General features: G+C 65.3%; 13 protein-coding genes. 6 read left to right on the forward strand and 7 right to left on the reverse strand.

The genetic code is table 11. The features are described 5' to 3' along the window. From PHA8399_RS14340 to hflX, 3 genes are all read left to right on the forward strand, one after another. The gene (locus PHA8399_RS14340; protein ID WP_058286807.1) at nt 1–1,536 is read left to right on the forward strand and encodes a TrkH family potassium uptake protein; all 1,536 of its coding nucleotides are present in this window, start codon (nt 1–3) and stop codon (nt 1,534–1,536) included. 121 nt (nt 1,537–1,657) lie between these two features. After that, on the forward strand, nt 1,658–1,897 hold the full coding sequence (hfq, locus tag PHA8399_RS14345) for an RNA chaperone Hfq (protein ID WP_005611588.1): 240 nt from the start codon (nt 1,658–1,660) through the stop codon (nt 1,895–1,897). Beyond that, nucleotides 1,897–3,168, forward strand: a complete 1,272-nt coding sequence (gene hflX / locus PHA8399_RS14350) for a GTPase HflX (RefSeq protein WP_058286808.1) — start codon at nt 1,897–1,899, stop codon at nt 3,166–3,168. Before hfq ends, hflX begins: the two co-directional genes overlap by 1 nt. Before the next feature lie 65 nt (nt 3,169–3,233). Here the strand turns inward: hflX and PHA8399_RS14355 are convergent, their stop codons facing one another. Then, nucleotides 3,234–5,708 carry a penicillin acylase family protein gene (locus PHA8399_RS14355; RefSeq protein WP_058286809.1) on the reverse strand — a complete coding sequence of 825 codons (2,475 nt, stop codon included), beginning with the start codon at nt 5,706–5,708 and terminating at the stop codon, nt 3,234–3,236. A gap of 116 nt (nt 5,709–5,824) precedes the next feature. Between PHA8399_RS14355 and PHA8399_RS14360 the strand changes: the two genes are divergently transcribed. Continuing rightward, nucleotides 5,825–6,697: an NAD(P)-dependent oxidoreductase gene (locus PHA8399_RS14360; protein ID WP_058286810.1), complete on the forward strand. Its 873-nt coding sequence runs from the start codon at nt 5,825–5,827 to the stop codon at nt 6,695–6,697. Between the two features lie 101 nt (nt 6,698–6,798). Here PHA8399_RS14360 and PHA8399_RS14365 read toward each other — a convergent pair whose 3' ends face one another. Further along, nucleotides 6,799–7,374 carry a lipid-binding SYLF domain-containing protein gene (locus tag PHA8399_RS14365; protein WP_058286811.1) on the reverse strand — a complete coding sequence of 192 codons (576 nt, stop codon included), beginning with the start codon at nt 7,372–7,374 and terminating at the stop codon, nt 6,799–6,801. Nucleotides 7,375–7,513: 139 nt separating this feature from the next. Continuing rightward, nucleotides 7,514–8,512: a porphobilinogen synthase gene (hemB, locus tag PHA8399_RS14370; protein WP_058286812.1), complete on the reverse strand. Its 999-nt coding sequence runs from the start codon at nt 8,510–8,512 to the stop codon at nt 7,514–7,516. Nucleotides 8,513–8,697: 185 nt separating this feature from the next. On the opposite strand from hemB, the gene PHA8399_RS14375 reads away from it, so the two are divergent. Beyond that, complete coding sequence (locus tag PHA8399_RS14375; RefSeq protein WP_058287275.1) at nt 8,698–9,219, forward strand: hypothetical protein; 522 nt, start codon at nt 8,698–8,700, stop codon at nt 9,217–9,219. A 71-nt stretch (nt 9,220–9,290) separates the two neighbouring features. Then, complete coding sequence (mfd, locus tag PHA8399_RS14380; RefSeq protein WP_058286813.1) at nt 9,291–12,746, forward strand: transcription-repair coupling factor; 3,456 nt, start codon at nt 9,291–9,293, stop codon at nt 12,744–12,746. A 55-nt stretch (nt 12,747–12,801) separates the two neighbouring features. On the opposite strand, the gene PHA8399_RS14385 is transcribed toward mfd, so the two are convergent. From PHA8399_RS14385 to PHA8399_RS14400, 4 genes are all read right to left on the reverse strand, one after another. Then, nucleotides 12,802–14,475 (reverse strand): tetratricopeptide repeat protein, encoded by a 1,674-nt coding sequence (locus tag PHA8399_RS14385; RefSeq protein ID WP_058286814.1) that lies wholly within the window; start codon nt 14,473–14,475, stop codon nt 12,802–12,804. Nucleotides 14,476–14,536: 61 nt separating this feature from the next. Then, nucleotides 14,537–15,760, reverse strand: coding sequence for a multidrug effflux MFS transporter (locus PHA8399_RS14390; RefSeq protein WP_058286815.1), 1,224 nt, complete (start codon nt 15,758–15,760; stop codon nt 14,537–14,539). A 153-nt stretch (nt 15,761–15,913) separates the two neighbouring features. After that, nucleotides 15,914–16,579: a DsbA family oxidoreductase gene (locus tag PHA8399_RS14395; protein WP_058286816.1), complete on the reverse strand. Its 666-nt coding sequence runs from the start codon at nt 16,577–16,579 to the stop codon at nt 15,914–15,916. After that, nucleotides 16,576–18,081, reverse strand: coding sequence for a class I adenylate-forming enzyme family protein (locus PHA8399_RS14400; RefSeq protein WP_058286817.1), 1,506 nt, complete (start codon nt 18,079–18,081; stop codon nt 16,576–16,578). Before PHA8399_RS14400 ends, PHA8399_RS14395 begins: the two co-directional genes overlap by 4 nt. Nucleotides 18,082–18,116: the final 35 nt, after the last annotated feature.

The following is an 18,116-nucleotide window of genomic DNA, read 5'->3' on the forward strand; positions in this document are numbered from 1 at the left end:
ATGCGCCGACCGGTCCAAGCCCCCATCGGCGTGCTGCGCCTGCCGCTGTTCCTGCTGATCTGGGGCACCGCCTCGCTGGCGATGTGGCTGCCCGCGGTGCATGCGCTGGTGCTGGATGACCACCAGACATCGCGCAGTTTTTTCTATGCCGGGCTTGCCGGGATTATCCTGGTGGTGCTGATTGCCCTGTCGATGGGCAACCGGGTGCCGCGCTACAGCATGCCCGGGCAGCTTCTGTCGCTGCTGGCAACCTTTGCCGTTTTGCCGCTGTTCCTGGCGGTGCCGGTGCAGGATGCGCTGGTGGACACCCGCTTTTTGAATGCCTACTTCGACATGGTCAGCGCGATCACCACCACCGGCGCCGATATCTGGGCGGACCCGGGGCGGCTGCCGCCCAGCGTGCATTTGTGGCGGGCCATTGTCGGCTGGCTGGGTGGGCTGCTGATGTGGATCGCCGCCTCGGCGGTGCTGGCACCGATGTCGCTTGGCGGCTTCGAGGTCACCGCCAAGGGCGGGCCGGGCGGCGGCGCTGCCGTGCCCATCCACATGGAGCGGGCCGATCCGCGCCGCCAACTGGTGCTGGTCACCAGCACGCTGGCGCCGGTTTATGCGGGGCTGACACTGGTGCTGTGGATGCTGCTGATCATCACCGGCGAGGAGGCGCTGGCGGGGCTGAGCCACGCCATGTCGGTGATGGCCACCTCGGGGATTTCCGCAACCGGCGGGGTCGAGAACGCCGCCAGCGGCATTGCCGGCGAAATGGTGATGTTCCTGTTCATGTTCTTTGCCCTGTCGCGGCTGACCTTTTCCAGCGACACGGTGACGGCGGGCCAGGGGCGTCTGGACAAGGATCCGGAGTTCCGCACCGGGCTGCTGATCGTCTTTGGGGTGCCGCTGCTGTTGTTCCTGCGCCATTGGGTGGCCGCCTATGAGGTGGACGCCGGCGAGGACCTGCTGCAAGCGCTGCATGCACTGTGGGGGACGCTGTTCACGGTGATGTCCTTCCTGTCGACCACCGGGTTCGAAAGCGTTCACTGGGAGGCGGCGCGTTCTTGGTCGGGGCTGGAAACCCCCGGCATGATCCTTCTGGGGCTGGCGGTGTTCGGCGGCGGCGTTGCCACCACCGCCGGGGGCGTCAAGCTGCTGCGGGTCTATGCGCTCTACCTCAACGGGCTGCGCGAGATGGAGCGGCTGGTGCATCCCAGCTCTGTCAGCGGCGAAGGCGACCGCACCAAGCGGCTGCAGAAGAACGGCGCCTTTGTGGCCTGGGTGTTCTTCATGCTGTTTGCCCTGTCGCTGGCGCTGATCAGCACGGCGCTCGCCGCGGTCGGCAATGATTTCGAGCAGTCGATCGTGCTGGCCATTGCTACGCTTGCGACCACCGGCCCGCTGACCGAAAGCGCCGCGAGCGAACCGATTGTGCTCAGCCTGCTGACGACTCCGGCCAAGCTGATCCTGTGCATTGCCATGGTGCTGGGGCGGCTGGAGACGCTGGCCTTCATCGCGCTGCTGTCGCCAAACCTGTGGCGCAGCTGACAGCCGCTGGCCGGGTCGGCGTGTTTTTCGGTGGAAACTTGTATTTTCTCCGTTCATAGTGGTCTTTAACGTGCGTGCTGGTCCGCAGTGCGTGGCAAGAACAAAGGCGAGATAATAAAAAATGGCTTCGGACAGACAGAATCTTCAGGATGCCTTCCTGAATCACGTTCGCAAAACCAAGGTTCCGGTTACAATCTTTCTGATCAACGGGGTTAAACTGCAGGGTGTGATCACCTGGTTCGACAATTTCTGTGTGCTGCTGCGCCGCGACGGACAGTCGCAGCTGGTCTACAAACACGCGATTTCGACCATCATGCCGGCCCAACCGATCAGTCTCTATGAGGGTGAAGACTCCAATTGATGGAGCATGAAAGGAAGCAGACCCGCGCCTGGGTGCTGCATCCGGAAATCAAATCCGACAGCGGGCGCCGCGACCCGGCCCCCGCGCTTGCGGAGGCCGTTGCGCTGGCAGCGGCCTTGCCCGATCTTGACGTGATCGGCTCAGGCGTGGTGCGCCTGCCCAAGGCGCATGCGGGGATGCTGTTCGGCTCTGGCAAGATCGAAGAGCTGGCAAGCATCCTGAAGGCGAATGAGATCGAACTGGTCCTGATTGACGGGCCGGTTTCCCCCGTGCAGCAGCGCAACCTGGAGAAGGCCTGGCAGGTCAAGATCCTCGACCGGACCGGCCTAATCCTGGAGATCTTCTCGGACCGTGCGGCGACCCGCGAAGGGGTTCTGCAGGTTGAGATGGCGGCGCTCAGCTATCAGCGGACGCGGCTGGTGCGGGCCTGGACCCACCTGGAACGCCAGCGCGGCGGCCTGGGCTTTGTCGGCGGACCCGGCGAAACCCAGATCGAAGCGGACCGGCGCGCTATCGACGACCAGCTGGTGCGGCTGCGCCGGCAGCTGGACAAGGTGGTGAAAACCCGGACCCTGCACCGCGCCTCGCGCGCCAAGGTGCCGTATCCGATTGTGGCGCTGGTGGGGTACACCAACGCCGGCAAGTCGACGCTGTTCAACCGCCTGACGGGGGCAGAGGTGATGGCCAAGGACATGCTCTTTGCCACCCTGGACCCGACGATGCGGCGGGTGGAGCTGCCGGACGGGCCGGAGATCATCCTGTCCGACACCGTGGGCTTCATCTCGAACCTGCCGACGGAACTGGTTGCTGCCTTCCGCGCCACGCTGGAAGAGGTGCTGGCCGCCGATGTGATCCTGCATGTGCGCGACATCAGCCACCACGACAGCAAGCAGCAGGCGGACGACGTCGAGGGCATCCTGGCCTCACTGGGGGTGGACGAGAACCGCGTCCGGATCGAGGTCTGGAACAAGCTGGATCAGCTGCCTGAGGAAGAGGCCGAAGCCCGCCGCCAGCGGGCAGAACGCGAGGACGGCATCCATGCGATTTCGGCCCTGACCGGTGAGGGGCTGGACGGCCTGCTGGCCGACATTGCCGAAAAGCTGCAGGGCGTCCGCCACGAGGAAGTCCTGACCCTGACCTTTGCCCAGGGCAAGCAGCGCGCCTGGCTGTTCAAGGAAGATCTGGTGCTGCAGGAGAAGCAGACCGAGACCGGGTTTGACGTCACCGTGCTGTGGACCGACCGGCAGAGGGCCAAGTTCGACAGGCTTTGAAACGGACCTTGAAGCACAAAAGGAAACGGGCGCCGCAGCGCCCGTTTTTTATTGCCCCGTTCTGGTCACCGGGGTGTGATCCGGGTGATGCCGACCGCAGCCGCGCGGGCCAGGTCTTCGTCCAGCGACATCGGGATGTACTCGCCGCGGCGCCACAGCTGGGCCATGTCGTCGTAATAGCGCGACAGCGGGTGGCCGGACTGGCCAGTGGACACGATGAAGACTGAGCTGTCGGGATCGGCGAAGTCATAGACCCCGCGGTAGCCGGCTGCGTGGATGTTCTGGAACGGATCGGGATCCTTGCCGGAGCTTTTGCCGCGCTGCAGGGTGTTGTCGCTGCCGCTGGTGGACTGGCGGATGTTCACGAAATAGCGCAGCAGCGGCACGTCGCCCAAAACCGCATGGTCCTGCGTGGCCTGATGGGCGTCACCCCAGCGCAGCGATTCCAGCGCGCTGCCATAGCGTTCCTCGATCCAGATCAGCGCATCGTCCAGCGCCAGCCGAGCCATATCGGTGCAGGTCTCAGTCCGTGCGCTCTGGCGCACGTTGCACCAGGCGGACGCGCCCTCCACATCGCGGAAGACGCGCTCGATGAACAGCGGCTCCACATGGCGGAAGGATTTGGCCACCGGTCCCAGCTCATCCGTGATCAGCCGGGCCTGCAGCGCCCGCACCCAGGCGGCATAGATCAGCGGCTCCGGCAGATGCTCGTTCATCTCGCCGTTCCATTCGGACAGCAGGGTCAGGGCAATCTGACGCTGCCGCTCCCGGGTGCCCGCAGGGGCGGCCTCCCCGGTGAACCACAGATCGGCGCCGATCAGCGGCAACAGCGTGCGCGCGGTGTAGGAGACCGTGTCCAGCTGCGCCTCGATAAAGCTGTCGCGGGTATGCACCTCGCGGTTCTGCATCAGCTTCTGCCAGCGGTGGACACGCTGGGTATCGCCCCAGTCAAAGGAGACGTGGTCCGGGAAGGCGCGGTCGAGGATCTTGTTGTTGGTGTTGCCCAGAATGCCGCCGGCGGGGCGCAGGAACTCCGGGTTGTCCGCATAGGGCGCACGGCCCTGCCAGCGGTTTTCCGGGTGCCAGCCCTGGCTGGGCATCCGGCCCTTGCTTTGGTGCTTGGGGTCGCGTGCCGGGAAGGCGCCGACGGTCTTCAGCGCGATGGTATCTGCGTCCGCCAGCGTCAGGTTCTGGGAGGGCGCGATGAAATCCTCGCCCGCGGCGATGGCCTCTTGCACCGAGGTGCTGCGCATCAGGTTGATGGCCGCGCTCATCGAAGTGTCTTTGGGGCTGAGTACGGTCCAGCTGAGCGATACCACATGGCCGGGCGGGGTGATCTCTGCCAGGTTGAACATGGAGCCGGGCAGAACCGGGCCGTTGTCTGTCCAGCGCAGGGTCAGGGTGACCGGCGCCTCGTCCTTGATCTTGATGATCGACGGGCGGGTGATGAAGTCCTTGTAGCCGTCAACACTCAGGTATTCCTGCGGGTTTTCCGGGTTCAGTTTCTCGATGAACAGGTCCTGATCGTCGAGGTAGGAGGAGGTGACGCCCCAGCCCAGGCTGTCCGACCGCCCGGTGATGACGGCCGGGATGCCGGGGATGGTGCCGCCGATCACGCCGCCGGTGCCCAGTTCCAGCCGCGCCAGGTACCAGACGCCGGGGGCGCTGAGGCCCAGATGCGGGTCATTGGCCAAAAGCGTGCCGCCCGCAGCCGACCGGTTCGGCGCGGCGGCCCAGGCGTTGGAGGCGCCGGCCAGCCCTCGCGGCGCAACCGGGAACAGCAGGCTGTCTTCCTCAGTGCTGTCGGCGGAGGCGAACTGGCGGGCACCGGGCACAAGCTCGGCGTATTCGGGCAGCGCGGTGATACCGGTCCCCGGCGCATCCGGCAGAATATCCTTGATCCGGGTTTCGTCATTCAGCGCCAGCGAGGTGCGGGCGCGCAGGACCTCTTCGCGCATGTGGCCAGAGAGCTGCAGCGCCATCAGCTTCATGATCGCGATGCTGTCGGCGGGCTGCCAGGGCGGCAGCGGCATGCCGAACAGGAACATCTCCGGCGCGCCGCGGCCAAGCGCGTCTTCATTGATCTCCAGCAGGCGGGCGTTGACGCCTGCGGCATAAGACTTGAGCGCTGCCATCGCTTCGGGCGATTGCACCTCCACCGATTGCTGCGCCAGCCGGTACAGGTCCAGCCGCCGCAGATAGGTGTCGGTCTCCACCGTGCGGGTGCCGAAGATCTCCGACAGGCGGCCCTGGGCGGTGCGCCGCATCACCGCCATCTGCCACAGCCGGTCCTGAGCGTGGGCATAGCCGAGGCCGAAATAGACATCCTCGTCGCTGGCGCCGTAGCTGCCGAAGATATGCGGCACATTGGCGTTGTCGCGGACAATCTCAACCGGTGAGGACAGGCCGGGCAGGGCAAGTTCCTTGTCATACTCGGGCAGCGACTGCGCGGCGAGGTAGTAGATCAGCAGGGCGGCGAGAACGCTCAGCAGAATCAGCCCCGCAGCAATGCGCAGAAGCCAGCGGAAAAGATGTCCCATCAGCGGTTGTTTCCCATTGGGTTTTTGTCATTTCCACCGGCCGGCAGATTGCGCCCTGCGGCGGCGGTGGTAGGGTTGGCGACAACATATGCGAAGACAGATCAAGGGAAAAGCAGATGGCAAAAATCGCGTTTCTGGGCCTCGGAGTCATGGGCTATCCGATGGCCGGGCACCTGCAGGCCGCGGGCCATGAGGTCACGGTCTACAACCGCACGGAAGCCAAGGCCAAGGCCTGGGCCAAGGAGCACGGCGGCCATTTTGCCGCCACCCCGCGCGCCGCGGCCTCCGGGGCGGAGTTTGTGATGGCCTGCGTGGGCAACGACGATGACCTGCGCTCGGTGTGCCTGGGTTCGGATGGCGCCTTTGCCGGCATGTCCAAGGGGGCGGTGTTTGTCGACCACACCACGGTGTCGGCCAAGGTGACGCGGGAGCTTTACGCAGCGGCGCAGCAGCACGGCGCCGCCTTTGTGGATGCGCCGATTTCCGGCGGCCAGGCCGGCGCGGAGAACGGCGCGCTGTCGGTCATGTGCGGCGGTGATGAGGATGCCTATGCCCGCGCTGAGCCGGTGATTGATGCCTATGCCCGCATCTGCCGCCGCATCGGCGAGAGCGGCGCCGGGCAGATGACCAAGATGTGCAACCAGATCGCCATTGCCGGTCTGGTGCAGGGGCTGAGCGAGGCGCTGCATTTCGCCGAAAAGGCGGATCTGGACGGGCGCGCGGTGGTCGAGGTGATCAGCCAGGGCGCGGCGGGCAGCTGGCAGATGGCGAACCGCTATGAAACCATGCTGGACGATCATTTCGAGCACGGGTTCGCGGTGGACTGGATGCGCAAGGATCTGGGCATCTGCCTGGATGCCGCGAATGAAACCGGCGCCAGCCTGCCGGTGACGGCGCTGGTCGATCAGTTCTACAAGGATGTGCAGAAGATGGGCGGCGGGCGCTGGGACACCTCGTCGCTGTTCAAGCGGCTGCGCCAGCTGGGCTGAGCAGAAAGAAAAATGGCCTTTCCGGCTGGAAAGGCCATGCCTCCGGCGGGGATATTCAGGCCAGAAGAAAGCGCGGGTCCTTGCTGGCCGGGACCGCGTCCTCAGGGGATGATGCGGGTGTATTTGGTGCCTTCCAGGGTGGCGCCCACCCGCAGGCCGGCCTGGCCGAAGACGGCGGCGAGCACCGGCGAGGTCAGCGTATTGGTGTCGGCGGTCAGCGAATTGCCTTCGTCGCGGATCACGTATTCCACATCGGCCCCTGCGGCCCAGCCGGAGGAGCGGCGGAAGCCGGCCAGCGCGTCTTCGGTCATGAAGAACAGCACATGGGCATACTGCTGGGCGCCGATCTGCAGGCCTGCGTTGCCCTTGACGGTGGAATAGTAGTCCACGGTCACGCCGTTGATCCGCAGCGCGCCGCGGCCATAGGCGCCGCCAAAGACAAAGCCGGCCTCAGTGACCAGCGGCATCACCAGCATCCCGGTCGACTTTTCGGCCAGGGTGCGGGTGTTGGGGAACTGGCTGTACATCTGGTTCAGCGTCGCGTCGACGCGGGCGTCGATGGTTGCGGCGTTGCTGTTGCCGACGCCGTTGCCGCAGGCGGCGGTGACGCCGGCACCGGCCAGGGCGGCCAGGGCAAAGCCGCGGCGGGTCATGCGGGAAGAGGAAAAACTGCTCATTTCTCAGGTGCCTGTTATGATTTTCTGCAAGGCCGGTTTGGCCCGGCTCTGCGCTTGTGTATACGCGGAAAACCGCTGCCTGTCATCAATAGCAAAGCGGTTATTGGCGGCTTCCCGCTGAATTGATCCGGCGCCAGTGTCAGCCGTTCAGCAGCTTGGCCGCGGCCGGGGCGAAATAGGTCAGGATGCCGTTGCACCCGGACCGCTTGAAGGCCATCAGGCTTTCCATCATCACCTTTTCGCCGTCAATCCAGCCGTTCTGCGCCGCGGCCTGGATCATCGCGTATTCGCCGGAGACCTGATAGGCATAAGTCGGCACGCCAAAGGCGGATTTCACACGGTGGCAGATGTCCAGATAGGCGATGCCGGGTTTGACCATCACCATGTCAGCGCCTTCCATCAGGTCGCGCTCGATCAGCCGCAGCGCCTCGTCGCTGTTGGCCGGGTCCATCTGGTAGGTTTTCTTGTCGCCCTTCAGCGCACCGGACGCCCCGACCGCATCGCGGAACGGCCCGTAATAAGCAGAGGCGTATTTCGCCGCGTAGGAGAGGATCGCGACGTTGTGGTGGCCGGCCTGCTCCAATCCCGCGCGCATCGCACCGATGCGTCCGTCCATCATGTCGGACGGGCCGATGATGTCCGCCCCGGCATCGGCCTGGGCCAGGGTCATCTTGACCAGCGCCTCCACCGTTGCGTCATTGACGATCTCGCCGTCCACCACATAGCCGTCATGGCCGTTGATATTGTAGGGATCCAGCGCCACGTCGGTCATCACCGCAATCTCCGGCGCCGCGTCCTTGATGGCGCGGATCGCACGGTTCGTCAGGTTGTCCGGGTTCCAGGCCTCGGCGCAGTCCTCGGTCTTGAGCGAAGCGTCGGTATAGGGGAAAAGGCAGATGGCCGGGATCCCCAGCGCCTGCGCCTCGACCGCGGCTTCGGCAATCTTGTCGATCGAGCGGCGCATCACGCCGGGCATCGAGGCAACCGGTTCCTCAACGCCATCGCCGTCGCGGACAAACACCGGCCAGATTAAGTCGGACGGGGTCAGGGTGTTTTCCTGCACCAGGTTGCGGATCGCCTGGCTGGCGCGGGTGCGGCGCAGGCGGGCGGCGGGAAAGGGCGCGACGGTGGGCTTCATGGCGGTCTCTCGTTTTGGCTGGCCCATGGGTGGCATGGAAGCGGTCCCGGGAACAAGGGGCACATTCGCCGCGCCGGAAAACTTGTGCGTCCTGCGGGGCTTGCCTGTGCGCGCTTCCCGGTTGATATAGGTCCGGTTGACGATATTCCGGCCCGGAGATCTGCGGGCGCAAGATGGGGGCTGGCGTGGATCTGCTTCACATTATCTATGAGATGATTGAGCTGCGGTCATTCTCCAACCTGTGGTACTGGATTTCGCTGGCGGTGCTGTGGTCCTCGGCCAGCCATTGGATCCTGGGGGTGCCCTATGACATGGTCTACAGGGCGCAGCGCAAGGGCGGCCAGGCGGAACAGGACCTGGAGGATATCGCCCGGGTCAATGTGAACCGGCTGATGTATATCTCCGAGGTGTCGGGGCCCTGGCTGGTGGCGCTGTCCTGTTTCCTGCTGTCCGGCCTGGCGATGCTGGGTTTTGTCTATCTGCTGGAAATCGCCCAGGCGGTGTTTCTGCTCGCCTTCCCGATGGCGGTGGTCGGGGTGATCAGCTATTTCACCGCCCGCCGCATCGCGCAAGAAAAGGCGACGGGCGAAGAGCTGCGCAGGCGTCTGGCCTTTTGCCGCCTGTATATCCAGTTCGTCGGCGTCATATCCATTGTGGTCACCGCGTTCTGGGGCATGTATCAGAACCTGACGATCGGAGCATTGTGACAGGCGGCGCGGCAGGCGGCCGGGCAGGTGCCGGGCCGGCGCGCCTGGCGGATTTCTGGAGAGGATAACGCATGGCACAGCGTGCAATCACCATGGGCGGCGCGCCCGAAGGGTTCGACGCCCGGCTGATCCTGAAAGAGGTTCAATCCTCCGGCGCGCCGGTGCTGCATGTGGCGCGCGACGACAAGCGGATGGAGGCGATGCGCGCCGCGCTGGCCTTCTTTGCGCCGGAGATGCCGGTTTTCGTGTTCCCGGGCTGGGACTGTCTGCCCTATGACCGGGTGTCGCCCAACGCCGACATCTCCGCGGCGCGGATGGCCACCCTGGCGGCGCTGGTGCACCAGATGCCCAAGCAGTTCGTGCTGCTGACCACGCTCAACGCCGCCAGCCAGCGGGTGCCTGCGCGCGAGGTGCTGCGCGAGGCGGCCTTCACCGCCCGGGTTGACCAGCGGATTGATGAGGACGCGCTGCGCAGCTTCCTGGTCCGCATGGGGTTCACCCAAAGCCCGACGGTGATGGAGCCGGGCGATTATGCCATCCGCGGCGGCATCATCGATATCTTCCCGCCGGGCGAAAGCGGTCCGGTGCGGCTGGACCTGTTCGGCGACGTGCTGGACGGCGCGCGGCGGTTCGATCCGGTGTCGCAGCGCACGACGGAAAAGCTGGAGGTGGTGGAGCTGGCGCCGGTCTCAGAAGTGATTCTGGATGAGGCGGCGATCACCCGGTTCCGGCAGAATTACCGGATCGAATTCGGCGCTGCCGGGACCGACGACCCCCTCTATGAAGCGGTGAGCGCGGGGCGCAAGCACCAGGGGATCGAGCACTGGCTGCCGTTTTTTCATGAGAAGCTGGAGACCCTGTTCGACTACCTGCCGCGGGCCTCGGTGACGCTCGATGATCAGGTGACGCCGGCGCGGCTGGCGCGCTGGGACAGCATCGAGGACCAGTATCAGACCCGCAAGCACGCGATGGCGCAGAAGGGGCGGATCGACACGGTTTACAAACCCGCGCCTCCGGGGCTGCTGTACCTGGACGATGCCGCCTGGGAGGCGGCGGTGGCGGACATGCGCGTGGTGCAGTTCCATCCGCTGCCGCAGGCGTCCGGGCCTGGCACGGTGGATGCGGGCGGGCGCATCGGCCGTAACTTCGCGCCCGAGCGGCAGCAGGAAAACATCAGCCTGTTCGGGGCCTTGGCCGCGCATATTAAAGCGCGGATGCAGGAGGGGCCGGTTTTGGTCGCCTCCTACTCCGAAGGTGCGCGGGAGCGTCTGACCGGGCTGATTGAGGATGAGGGCCTGGCGGAAGCCATTCCGGTGATGGACGGCACCCGCATCGGCAAATCCGGCCTGCATCTGGCGGTCTGGGCGCTGGAGCACGGGTTCGAGGCGCCGGGCCTGACGGTGATCTCCGAACAGGACGTGCTGGGCGACCGGCTGATCCGGGCGCCGAAGAAACGCCGCAAGGCGGAGAACTTCCTAACCGAAACCCAATCGCTCACCCCCGGCGATCTGGTGGTGCATGTGGACCACGGCATCGGCCGCTACAAAGGTCTGGAAGTGGTGACGGCCGCGGGTGCGGCGCATGAATGCATCCTGCTGGAATATGCCGAACAGGCCAAGCTGTACCTGCCGGTCGAGAACATCGAGTTGCTGTCGAAGTACGGCCACGAGGAAGGGTTGCTGGACCGGCTTGGCGGCGGTGCCTGGCAGGCCAAGAAAGCCAAACTCAAGGAACGCATCCGCGAGATGGCGGACAAGCTGATCCGCATCGCGGCGGAGCGCGCCCTGCGCAAGGCGCCGGTGATGGATCCGCCGCCCCACGCCTGGGAGGAGTTCTCCGCCCGCTTCCCCTATCAGGAGACCGACGACCAGCTGCGCGCCATCGAGGATGTGATGGAGGATCTGCATTCTGGCCAGCCGATGGACCGGCTGATCTGCGGCGACGTCGGTTTTGGCAAGACCGAGGTGGCAATGCGCGCGGCCTTTGTCGCGGCAATGTCCGGGCTGCAGGTGGCCGTGGTCGCGCCGACCACGCTGCTGGCCCGCCAGCACGCTGCCTCCTTCAAGGACCGGTTTCGCGGATTTCCGTTGGAAGTCAGGCAGCTATCGCGCTTTGTTGCCGCGAAAGAGGCCAGCAAAACCCGCGAGGGGCTGGGCAAGGGGACGGTCGATATCGTGGTCGGCACCCATGCTGTGCTGGCCAAGAACATCAAGTTCCAGAACCTCGGCCTGCTGATCATCGACGAGGAGCAGCACTTTGGCGTCGCCCATAAGGAGCGCCTGAAACAGTTGCGCAGTGACATCCATGTGCTGACCCTGACGGCCACGCCGATCCCGCGCACGCTGCAGCTCAGCCTGACGGGCGTGCGCGATCTGTCGATCATCGGCACACCGCCCGTCGACCGCCTGGCGATCCGCACCTATGTCAGCGAATTCGACAGCGTCACCATCCGCGAGGCGCTTCTTCGCGAGCATTACCGCGGCGGCCAGAGCTTTTATGTGGTGCCGCGGATCACCGATCTGCCGGAGGTCGAGGAGTTCCTGAAGGCGCAGCTGCCGGAGCTTTCTTACGTCGTGGCGCACGGCCAGATGGCGGCGGGGGAACTCGACGACAGGATGAACGCCTTCTACGACGGCAAATACGATGTGCTGCTGGCCACCACGATTGTGGAAAGCGGTTTGGATATTCCAACTGCCAACACGATGGTCGTGCACCGCGCCGACATGTTCGGCCTGTCGCAGCTCTATCAGATCCGCGGCCGTGTCGGGCGCTCCAAAACCCGCGCCTATGCCTATCTCACCACCAAGCCGCGCCAGCGCCTGACCCCGGCGGCGGAGAAGCGCCTGCGGGTGCTGGGGTCGCTCGATACGCTGGGCGCGGGCTTTACCTTGGCCTCGCAAGACCTTGATATCCGGGGCGCCGGCAACCTCTTGGGGGAGGAGCAGTCGGGTCAGATGCGGGATGTAGGCTACGAGCTCTACCAGTCGATGCTGGAGGAGGCGATTGCCAAGATCAAGGCGGGGGAGATGGAGGGCCTCAGCGACGCCGACGAACAATGGGCGCCGCAGATCAACCTGGGCGTTCCGGTGCTGATCCCCGAGGACTATGTGCCGGATCTGGACGTGCGCCTGGGCCTTTACCGCCGTTTGTCGTCGCTCTCGACGAAGGTGGAGCTGGAAGGCTTCGCGGCGGAGCTGATCGACCGTTTCGGCAAGCTGCCCAAGGAAGTGAACACGCTGATGCTGGTGGTGCGGATCAAGGCGATGTGCAAACGCGCAGGGATCGCCAAGATGGACGGCGGCCCGAAGGGCGCAACGATCCAGTTCCACAACGACAAATTCGCGTCGCCGCAGGGGCTGGTGGAGTTCATTCAGGGCCAGAACGGTTTGGCCAAGGTGAAGGACAACAAGATCGTCGTGCGCCGGGACTGGAAAAGGGACGCGGACAAGATCAAGGGCGCCTTTGCCATTGCCCGCGATCTGGCAGAAAAAGTCGTGGCCGAGAAGAAGAAGGCGAAGGCCGGGTAACGGGCGCCAAGGAAATTCAAATTTCCTTGGCAAATTTCTTTCTCAAGAAATTTTCTCAGCCGCAGCAGTTGTCTGGCGCCATGGCAGCCTGAGCACAGAAGCAGGAGGCGCCCACGGCCCGGTCAGCGCGTGCCAGCGCCAGATCTAGTTTCTGCTTTATGTGTTTTATCTCAACATCTTCTCCGCGGGCCTTCAGGCAGTCGTGCAGGCCCTTGAGGCTCCAGATATTGTCCGGATGCACCGAGGCGCGCGGCAGGCTGCCGTCCAGCCCGAGGTCGGCGCGGTAGACCGCTTCGGCCTCTGTCGCCTGTCCCTGCTCAAACAGCAGCGCCCCCAGCGCGTGGCGGGTGGGCTGCATCCAGCCCCAGGGTTCATCATAAGGCAGGTTGTCATCGAGCTCCGCTGAGCGGCGCAGATGGACAAAGGCCGTGCCGTAATTGCCCTTGCGGTACTCGATCTCGCCGCGCAGCATTTCCGCTGCGATTTCAAGCAGATCCACGACGCGGTTGTTGTGGAGAAGCCGGGTGTCCGGCACCCGGGCCTTGGCCGCCAGGAACTGCTGTTCCTCCGCCTCGGCCTCTGCCACGCGGCCGGTGGCGGCATAAGCAATGGCGCGGGCGTAATGGGTGTTTGCCGTCAGGGTGCAGTAAAGTTTCCGATCCTCCGGCAGCTCAAGCGCCATCGCCTCCTCCCAGCGCCCGAAGCGGACCAGGATATGCGGGTGCATCGCCATGTAGCTTTCGAAGTAATCCGCCATCGGCGGGCTTTCGATCCGCAGCATGTCTTCCGGCGTGGTGTCCAGAATGCCCTGATTGGCTGCAAGTGCAGGTTCGATCTGGCCCGGGAACATCGCGCCGAAAATGACGAAGTGGCAGTTGTGCTGGCGGTAGCCGGTATAGATGTTGAAGGCGCCTTCGCGCTGGTAGTATTTGAGGTCTGCCTCAATCGCCTTGAGGTTCCAATGCACCACGCTGTGGTAGTCGCCGCACAGCACGTCGATATGGGTCGGCATATGCACCAGATGGCCCGCATCCGGCACCAGCGTGCGCAGCACGTCGGCGGCCTTCAGCGCCTTCTCCGGCGCCGGCGACATCTCCATCAGATGCACGTAAAGATGCAGCAGGCCGGGGTGCTGCATGGCGCCGGGGGCGTTGTCCATAGCCCATTCCAGAACCTCCTGCGCTTCCAGCGTGGCGGCGCCGTCGGCGGGCTTGCCGGCTTTCAGATCCCACATCTGCCAGGGCGTCAGGTTCAACAGGCTCTCGGCATAGACCGTGCGCAGGTCCAGGTGATCGGGGCAAGCGGCAAAGGCTCTGCGCATGGCATCGGCGAATGCGTAATCCCAGGCATGCATGTCCTCCACCGCCTCGCGCTGGGGGTAGCGGGCCTGCAGGGCGCGGATCAGCTGCTGCTCTGCCTCCGGGCAGCCCTCGATGCAGGTCAGCGCCGATCGGGCCGCGTCATAGGCTTCGGCCAGCGCCTTGGCGCGGCCCTTGTCGTCGCGCAAGGCCCAGGGCAGGTTGTAGTTCGGCCCGGCCGCATAGGCCACGCCCCAATGGGCCATGGCACAATCCGGGTCATGTTCCAACGCGCGCTGGAAACAGGCGATGGCTTCTTCGTGATTGTAGCCATAGGTCCAGATCAGGCCGCGGTCGAACCAGCGCTGCGCCTCGGGCGAGCTGGTGGTCACCGGGCAGGAATAGCTGCCGAGATCATAATCGTAGCCCATCAAAAAAACCTCCCCAAATGATGGGAGAGGTTAGGGACAGGCCGGCGCGCGGACAAGGCCGTTATTCGGCGGGCAGCCGCGCCTCGGCCCTGGCCATCTGCAGCATCAGCACAAACGCAAGCGCTGCCATGGTCAACAGGCCCGCGCCCAGCGGCAGCAGGGAGCCGTCGAACAGCAGTCCGACCGGGGCGGCAATAGCGGCGGCCAGAACGGTGGAGATCGCCCCGATCACCGAAGCCGCCATACCGGCGATATGGCCCATCGGCTCCATCGCGATGGCATTCAGGTTGCCCAGCGTGGTGCCGGCCAGGAAAAACACGCTGGTCTGCCAGGCGATGAACAGGCCGAACAGCAGCCCGCCCGGCAACGGGGTGGAGCTGAGAAACAGCATGGCGGCAGAGGCAACCATCTGCGCCGCCAGCGACCAGGTCACAATGCGCCGCATCCCGACCCGGACCACGATGGCGGCGTTCAGCAGGCTCGCCGTCCCCGCCATCAGCGCCACAAAGCCAAACCAGAACGGGAAGCTTTCGGCGCGGTCAAAGATCACGTCATAAACCGGCTGCACCATGGTCAGCATGGTGAACAGCATACCCAGGCACAGGGTCTGCACCATGATCGACAGGCGCACGGTGGGATGGCCCAGCATCTCCGTCACCGCCCCCAGCAGCAGCGGCAGGCGGAACGGGCGGCGGTTTTCGCGCGGCAGGGTTTCCGGCAGGCGCAGGCCCATCCACATCACGACGATGACGGCAAAGATGGCGAAGGCCAGGAAGATGCCGCGCCACCCGGAAAACGCGATGATGCCCGCGCCCAGCATCGGCGCGAAGGCGGGCACCAGGGTAAAGATCATCATCGCAATCGACATCAGCCGTGCCATTTCCCGGCCTGCGTACAGGTCGCGCACGATGGCGATGCCGACGATGCGCGGCCCGGCGGCCCCCAGTCCCATCACCACACGCGACGCCAGCAGCAGCTCCAGCGAGTGCGACCGCCAGGCAACGGCGGCGGCAAGGATGTAGAGCACGGCACCGCCGGCAATCACGCGCTTGCGGCCAAAGGCATCGGACAGCGGCCCGGTGAAGAAGGTGCCGATCCCCATGCCCAGCACAAAAGACGTCAGCACCAGCTGCGCTTGGTTCGCGTCGTCTGGGCTCAGCGCCGCGCCGATCTCGGGCAGGGCGGGCAGCATCGCGTCGATGGAAAAGGCGATGGTGGCAAACATCATCGCGATCAGCGCGATGAACTCAGCCTTGGCCATGCCATGGGCGGGGGACTGTGACATCTGAAACCTCTAACAGCTCTTCAGAGGGTTCCGGCGTAATAGGGCCGGTCTGGGAGCCGTCCGGTTCCGCTACCATAAACCAGCCAGCCGTGCCAGCGCCCGGTTGCACAGGATCCTGTGCATAGTTGCGATGCTAAGGACTTTTGCGGCCGCCTATCCTCCGTCTTCTGCCTTCAGCTGCTGCAGGATGTCTTCAATGACCTGCTTCCACAGCTCCGGCGGCTGGGCGCCGGGCACCGCGTGCTGGCTGGCGACAATGAAGGTCGGGACAGAGGTCACGCCCATCTTGCGGGAATGCGCGTCGCGGTCGCGGATCACCTGCACATCGCTGTCGCCCTCCAGCAGGCGGGAGACCACATCCGCGTCCATGCCAGCCTCTTGTGCGATTTCCGCCAGAACGGCGTGGCCGCCAATGTCCCTGGCATCCACGAAATAGGCCTTGAACAAGGCATCCACGACCTGGCTCTGCTTGCCCTCAATCCCGGCCCAATGGATCAGCCGGTGCGCGTCCAGCGTGTTGGGGGTGCGCTTCATGCCCTCGAAATTGATGGTCAGCCCGGCCTTCTCCGCGTGCTCCACCACCGGCGCGTAGGCTTTGATCGCGGCCTCTTTGCCGCCGAACTTGCGCTCCAGGTAGTCGCGCCGGTCCATGCCCTCGCGCGGCATGTCGGGGTTCAGCTGGAACGGGTGCCACTCGATCACGAACGGATGGTCCGGCACCTCGGCCAGCGCCTTGTCCAGATGGGTCTTGCCGATATAGCACCAGGGGCAGATCGGGTCCGACAGGATGTCGAGCTTGACGGCGGGCATTTGGGTCATCCTTTGAACAGGGCGGGCAGGGCGCGGCGCAGCAGTTTGCCGTTGGCGCCGGTGGGCAGCGCGTCCAGGTGGACATAGGCGCGGGGCTGCTTGTAGCGGGCCAGGCGGCGGGATGCAAAGGCCTGCAAGTCTTCCGTCTTCAACTCTTCGGGACCGGTATAGAAGGCGGCGATGACATAGGTGTCTTCCTTCACCTCCACCGCGGCGGCGCCGGCCTGGGTGATGCCCGGATGGGCCGCCAGCGCGGTTTCGACCTCGATGGGGGAAACCCGGTAGCCGCCTGCATTCATCATGTCGTCGCCGCGCCCCAGATAGCGGATCTGCCCGTCTGGCGACATCGCGCCCTGGTCGCCGGTCAGGAACCATTCGCCCTGATAGCGGGCCGCGGTTTCCTCCGGCGCGTTCAGATAGCCGAGCATCAGCCCGGGGTCGGAGCGGTGGATGGCGATGGTGCCTTCCTCGCCCATCGGCACCGGCCCGTCCGCGCCGGTGATTGCCACCTTGCGGCCCGGCTGCGGCCGGCCCAGGGCGCCGTCCTGCGCCGCATGTGAAGGGGACGCGGAAATGAAGGTCGAGCATTCCGACATGCCAAACGCCTCGTAAAGCCCGCGGCCGGTGGCGGCGGCCCAGCTTTCGTAAAGGTGGCGTGAGAGCTTTTCACCTGCGCAAAGCCCGTGCCGCAGGTCCGGCAGGTCCAGCGGGCCGCCCCGCAGCATCTTGCGGTAGACCCCGGGGGCCGCGGCGAAAAGGGTCGCGCGGTGCCGCCGCAGCAGCTCCGGCAGGTCTTCGGGCGGGGTTCCGGGGGCCGGGATCAGCGCCGTTGCGCCGGCGGCCCATGGGTCCATCAGCCCGGTGCCCAGGGTGTAGGTCCAGTTGAAGGCACCGGCGTGCAGCAGCCGGTCCTGTCCGGTTAGCCCGTACCAGCCGTCCACCATCATCTGCCGCGCCCAAATCGCCCTGTGGGCATGCGCCACAGCGCGCGGATTTCCGCTGGTGCCGGAGGTGTAGACCACATAAGCCAGCCTGTCCGGCGCCCCAAAGGCATAATCGCAGGGGGCGAGCCGGTGCATCTCCAGCAATCGCGCGGTGCTGATCTGCACCGGGTGACTCGCGCAGGCCACAGCCGGATCCCGCAGAACCGCCGCGGGCTTCAGATCCGCGATGATCCGGGCGGTTTCTACCTCCGTCAGCTGGGCCGAGGTCGGCACCGGCACCAGCCCGGCGGCAATGGCGCCAAGATAGGCCACCGGAAACTCAACCGTGTTCCCGAGCCGCATCAGGACAATGTCGCCAGGGGTCAGGCCAGCCGCCAGCAGCCCGGTTCCGGTGCCGCGCACCGCCGCTTCCAGCCGGGCAAAGCTCCAGTGATCGCTGCCATCACGGGTCAGAACCGACAGCGCGGTCTTTTCCGCCAGGCGCCCGGCATGGCGCAGCACATGGGCGGCCAGATTGAAAGGAGACGGGCAGGGCGCGAACGGCCCCTGATCAAAAACAGACAGCATGGCAAATGGCTAGCCTGCGCTGTCCTGCGTTGCAA

It is taken from the genome of Leisingera aquaemixtae (assembly GCF_001458395.1).
GTDB lineage: Bacteria > Pseudomonadota > Alphaproteobacteria > Rhodobacterales > Rhodobacteraceae > Leisingera > Leisingera aquaemixtae.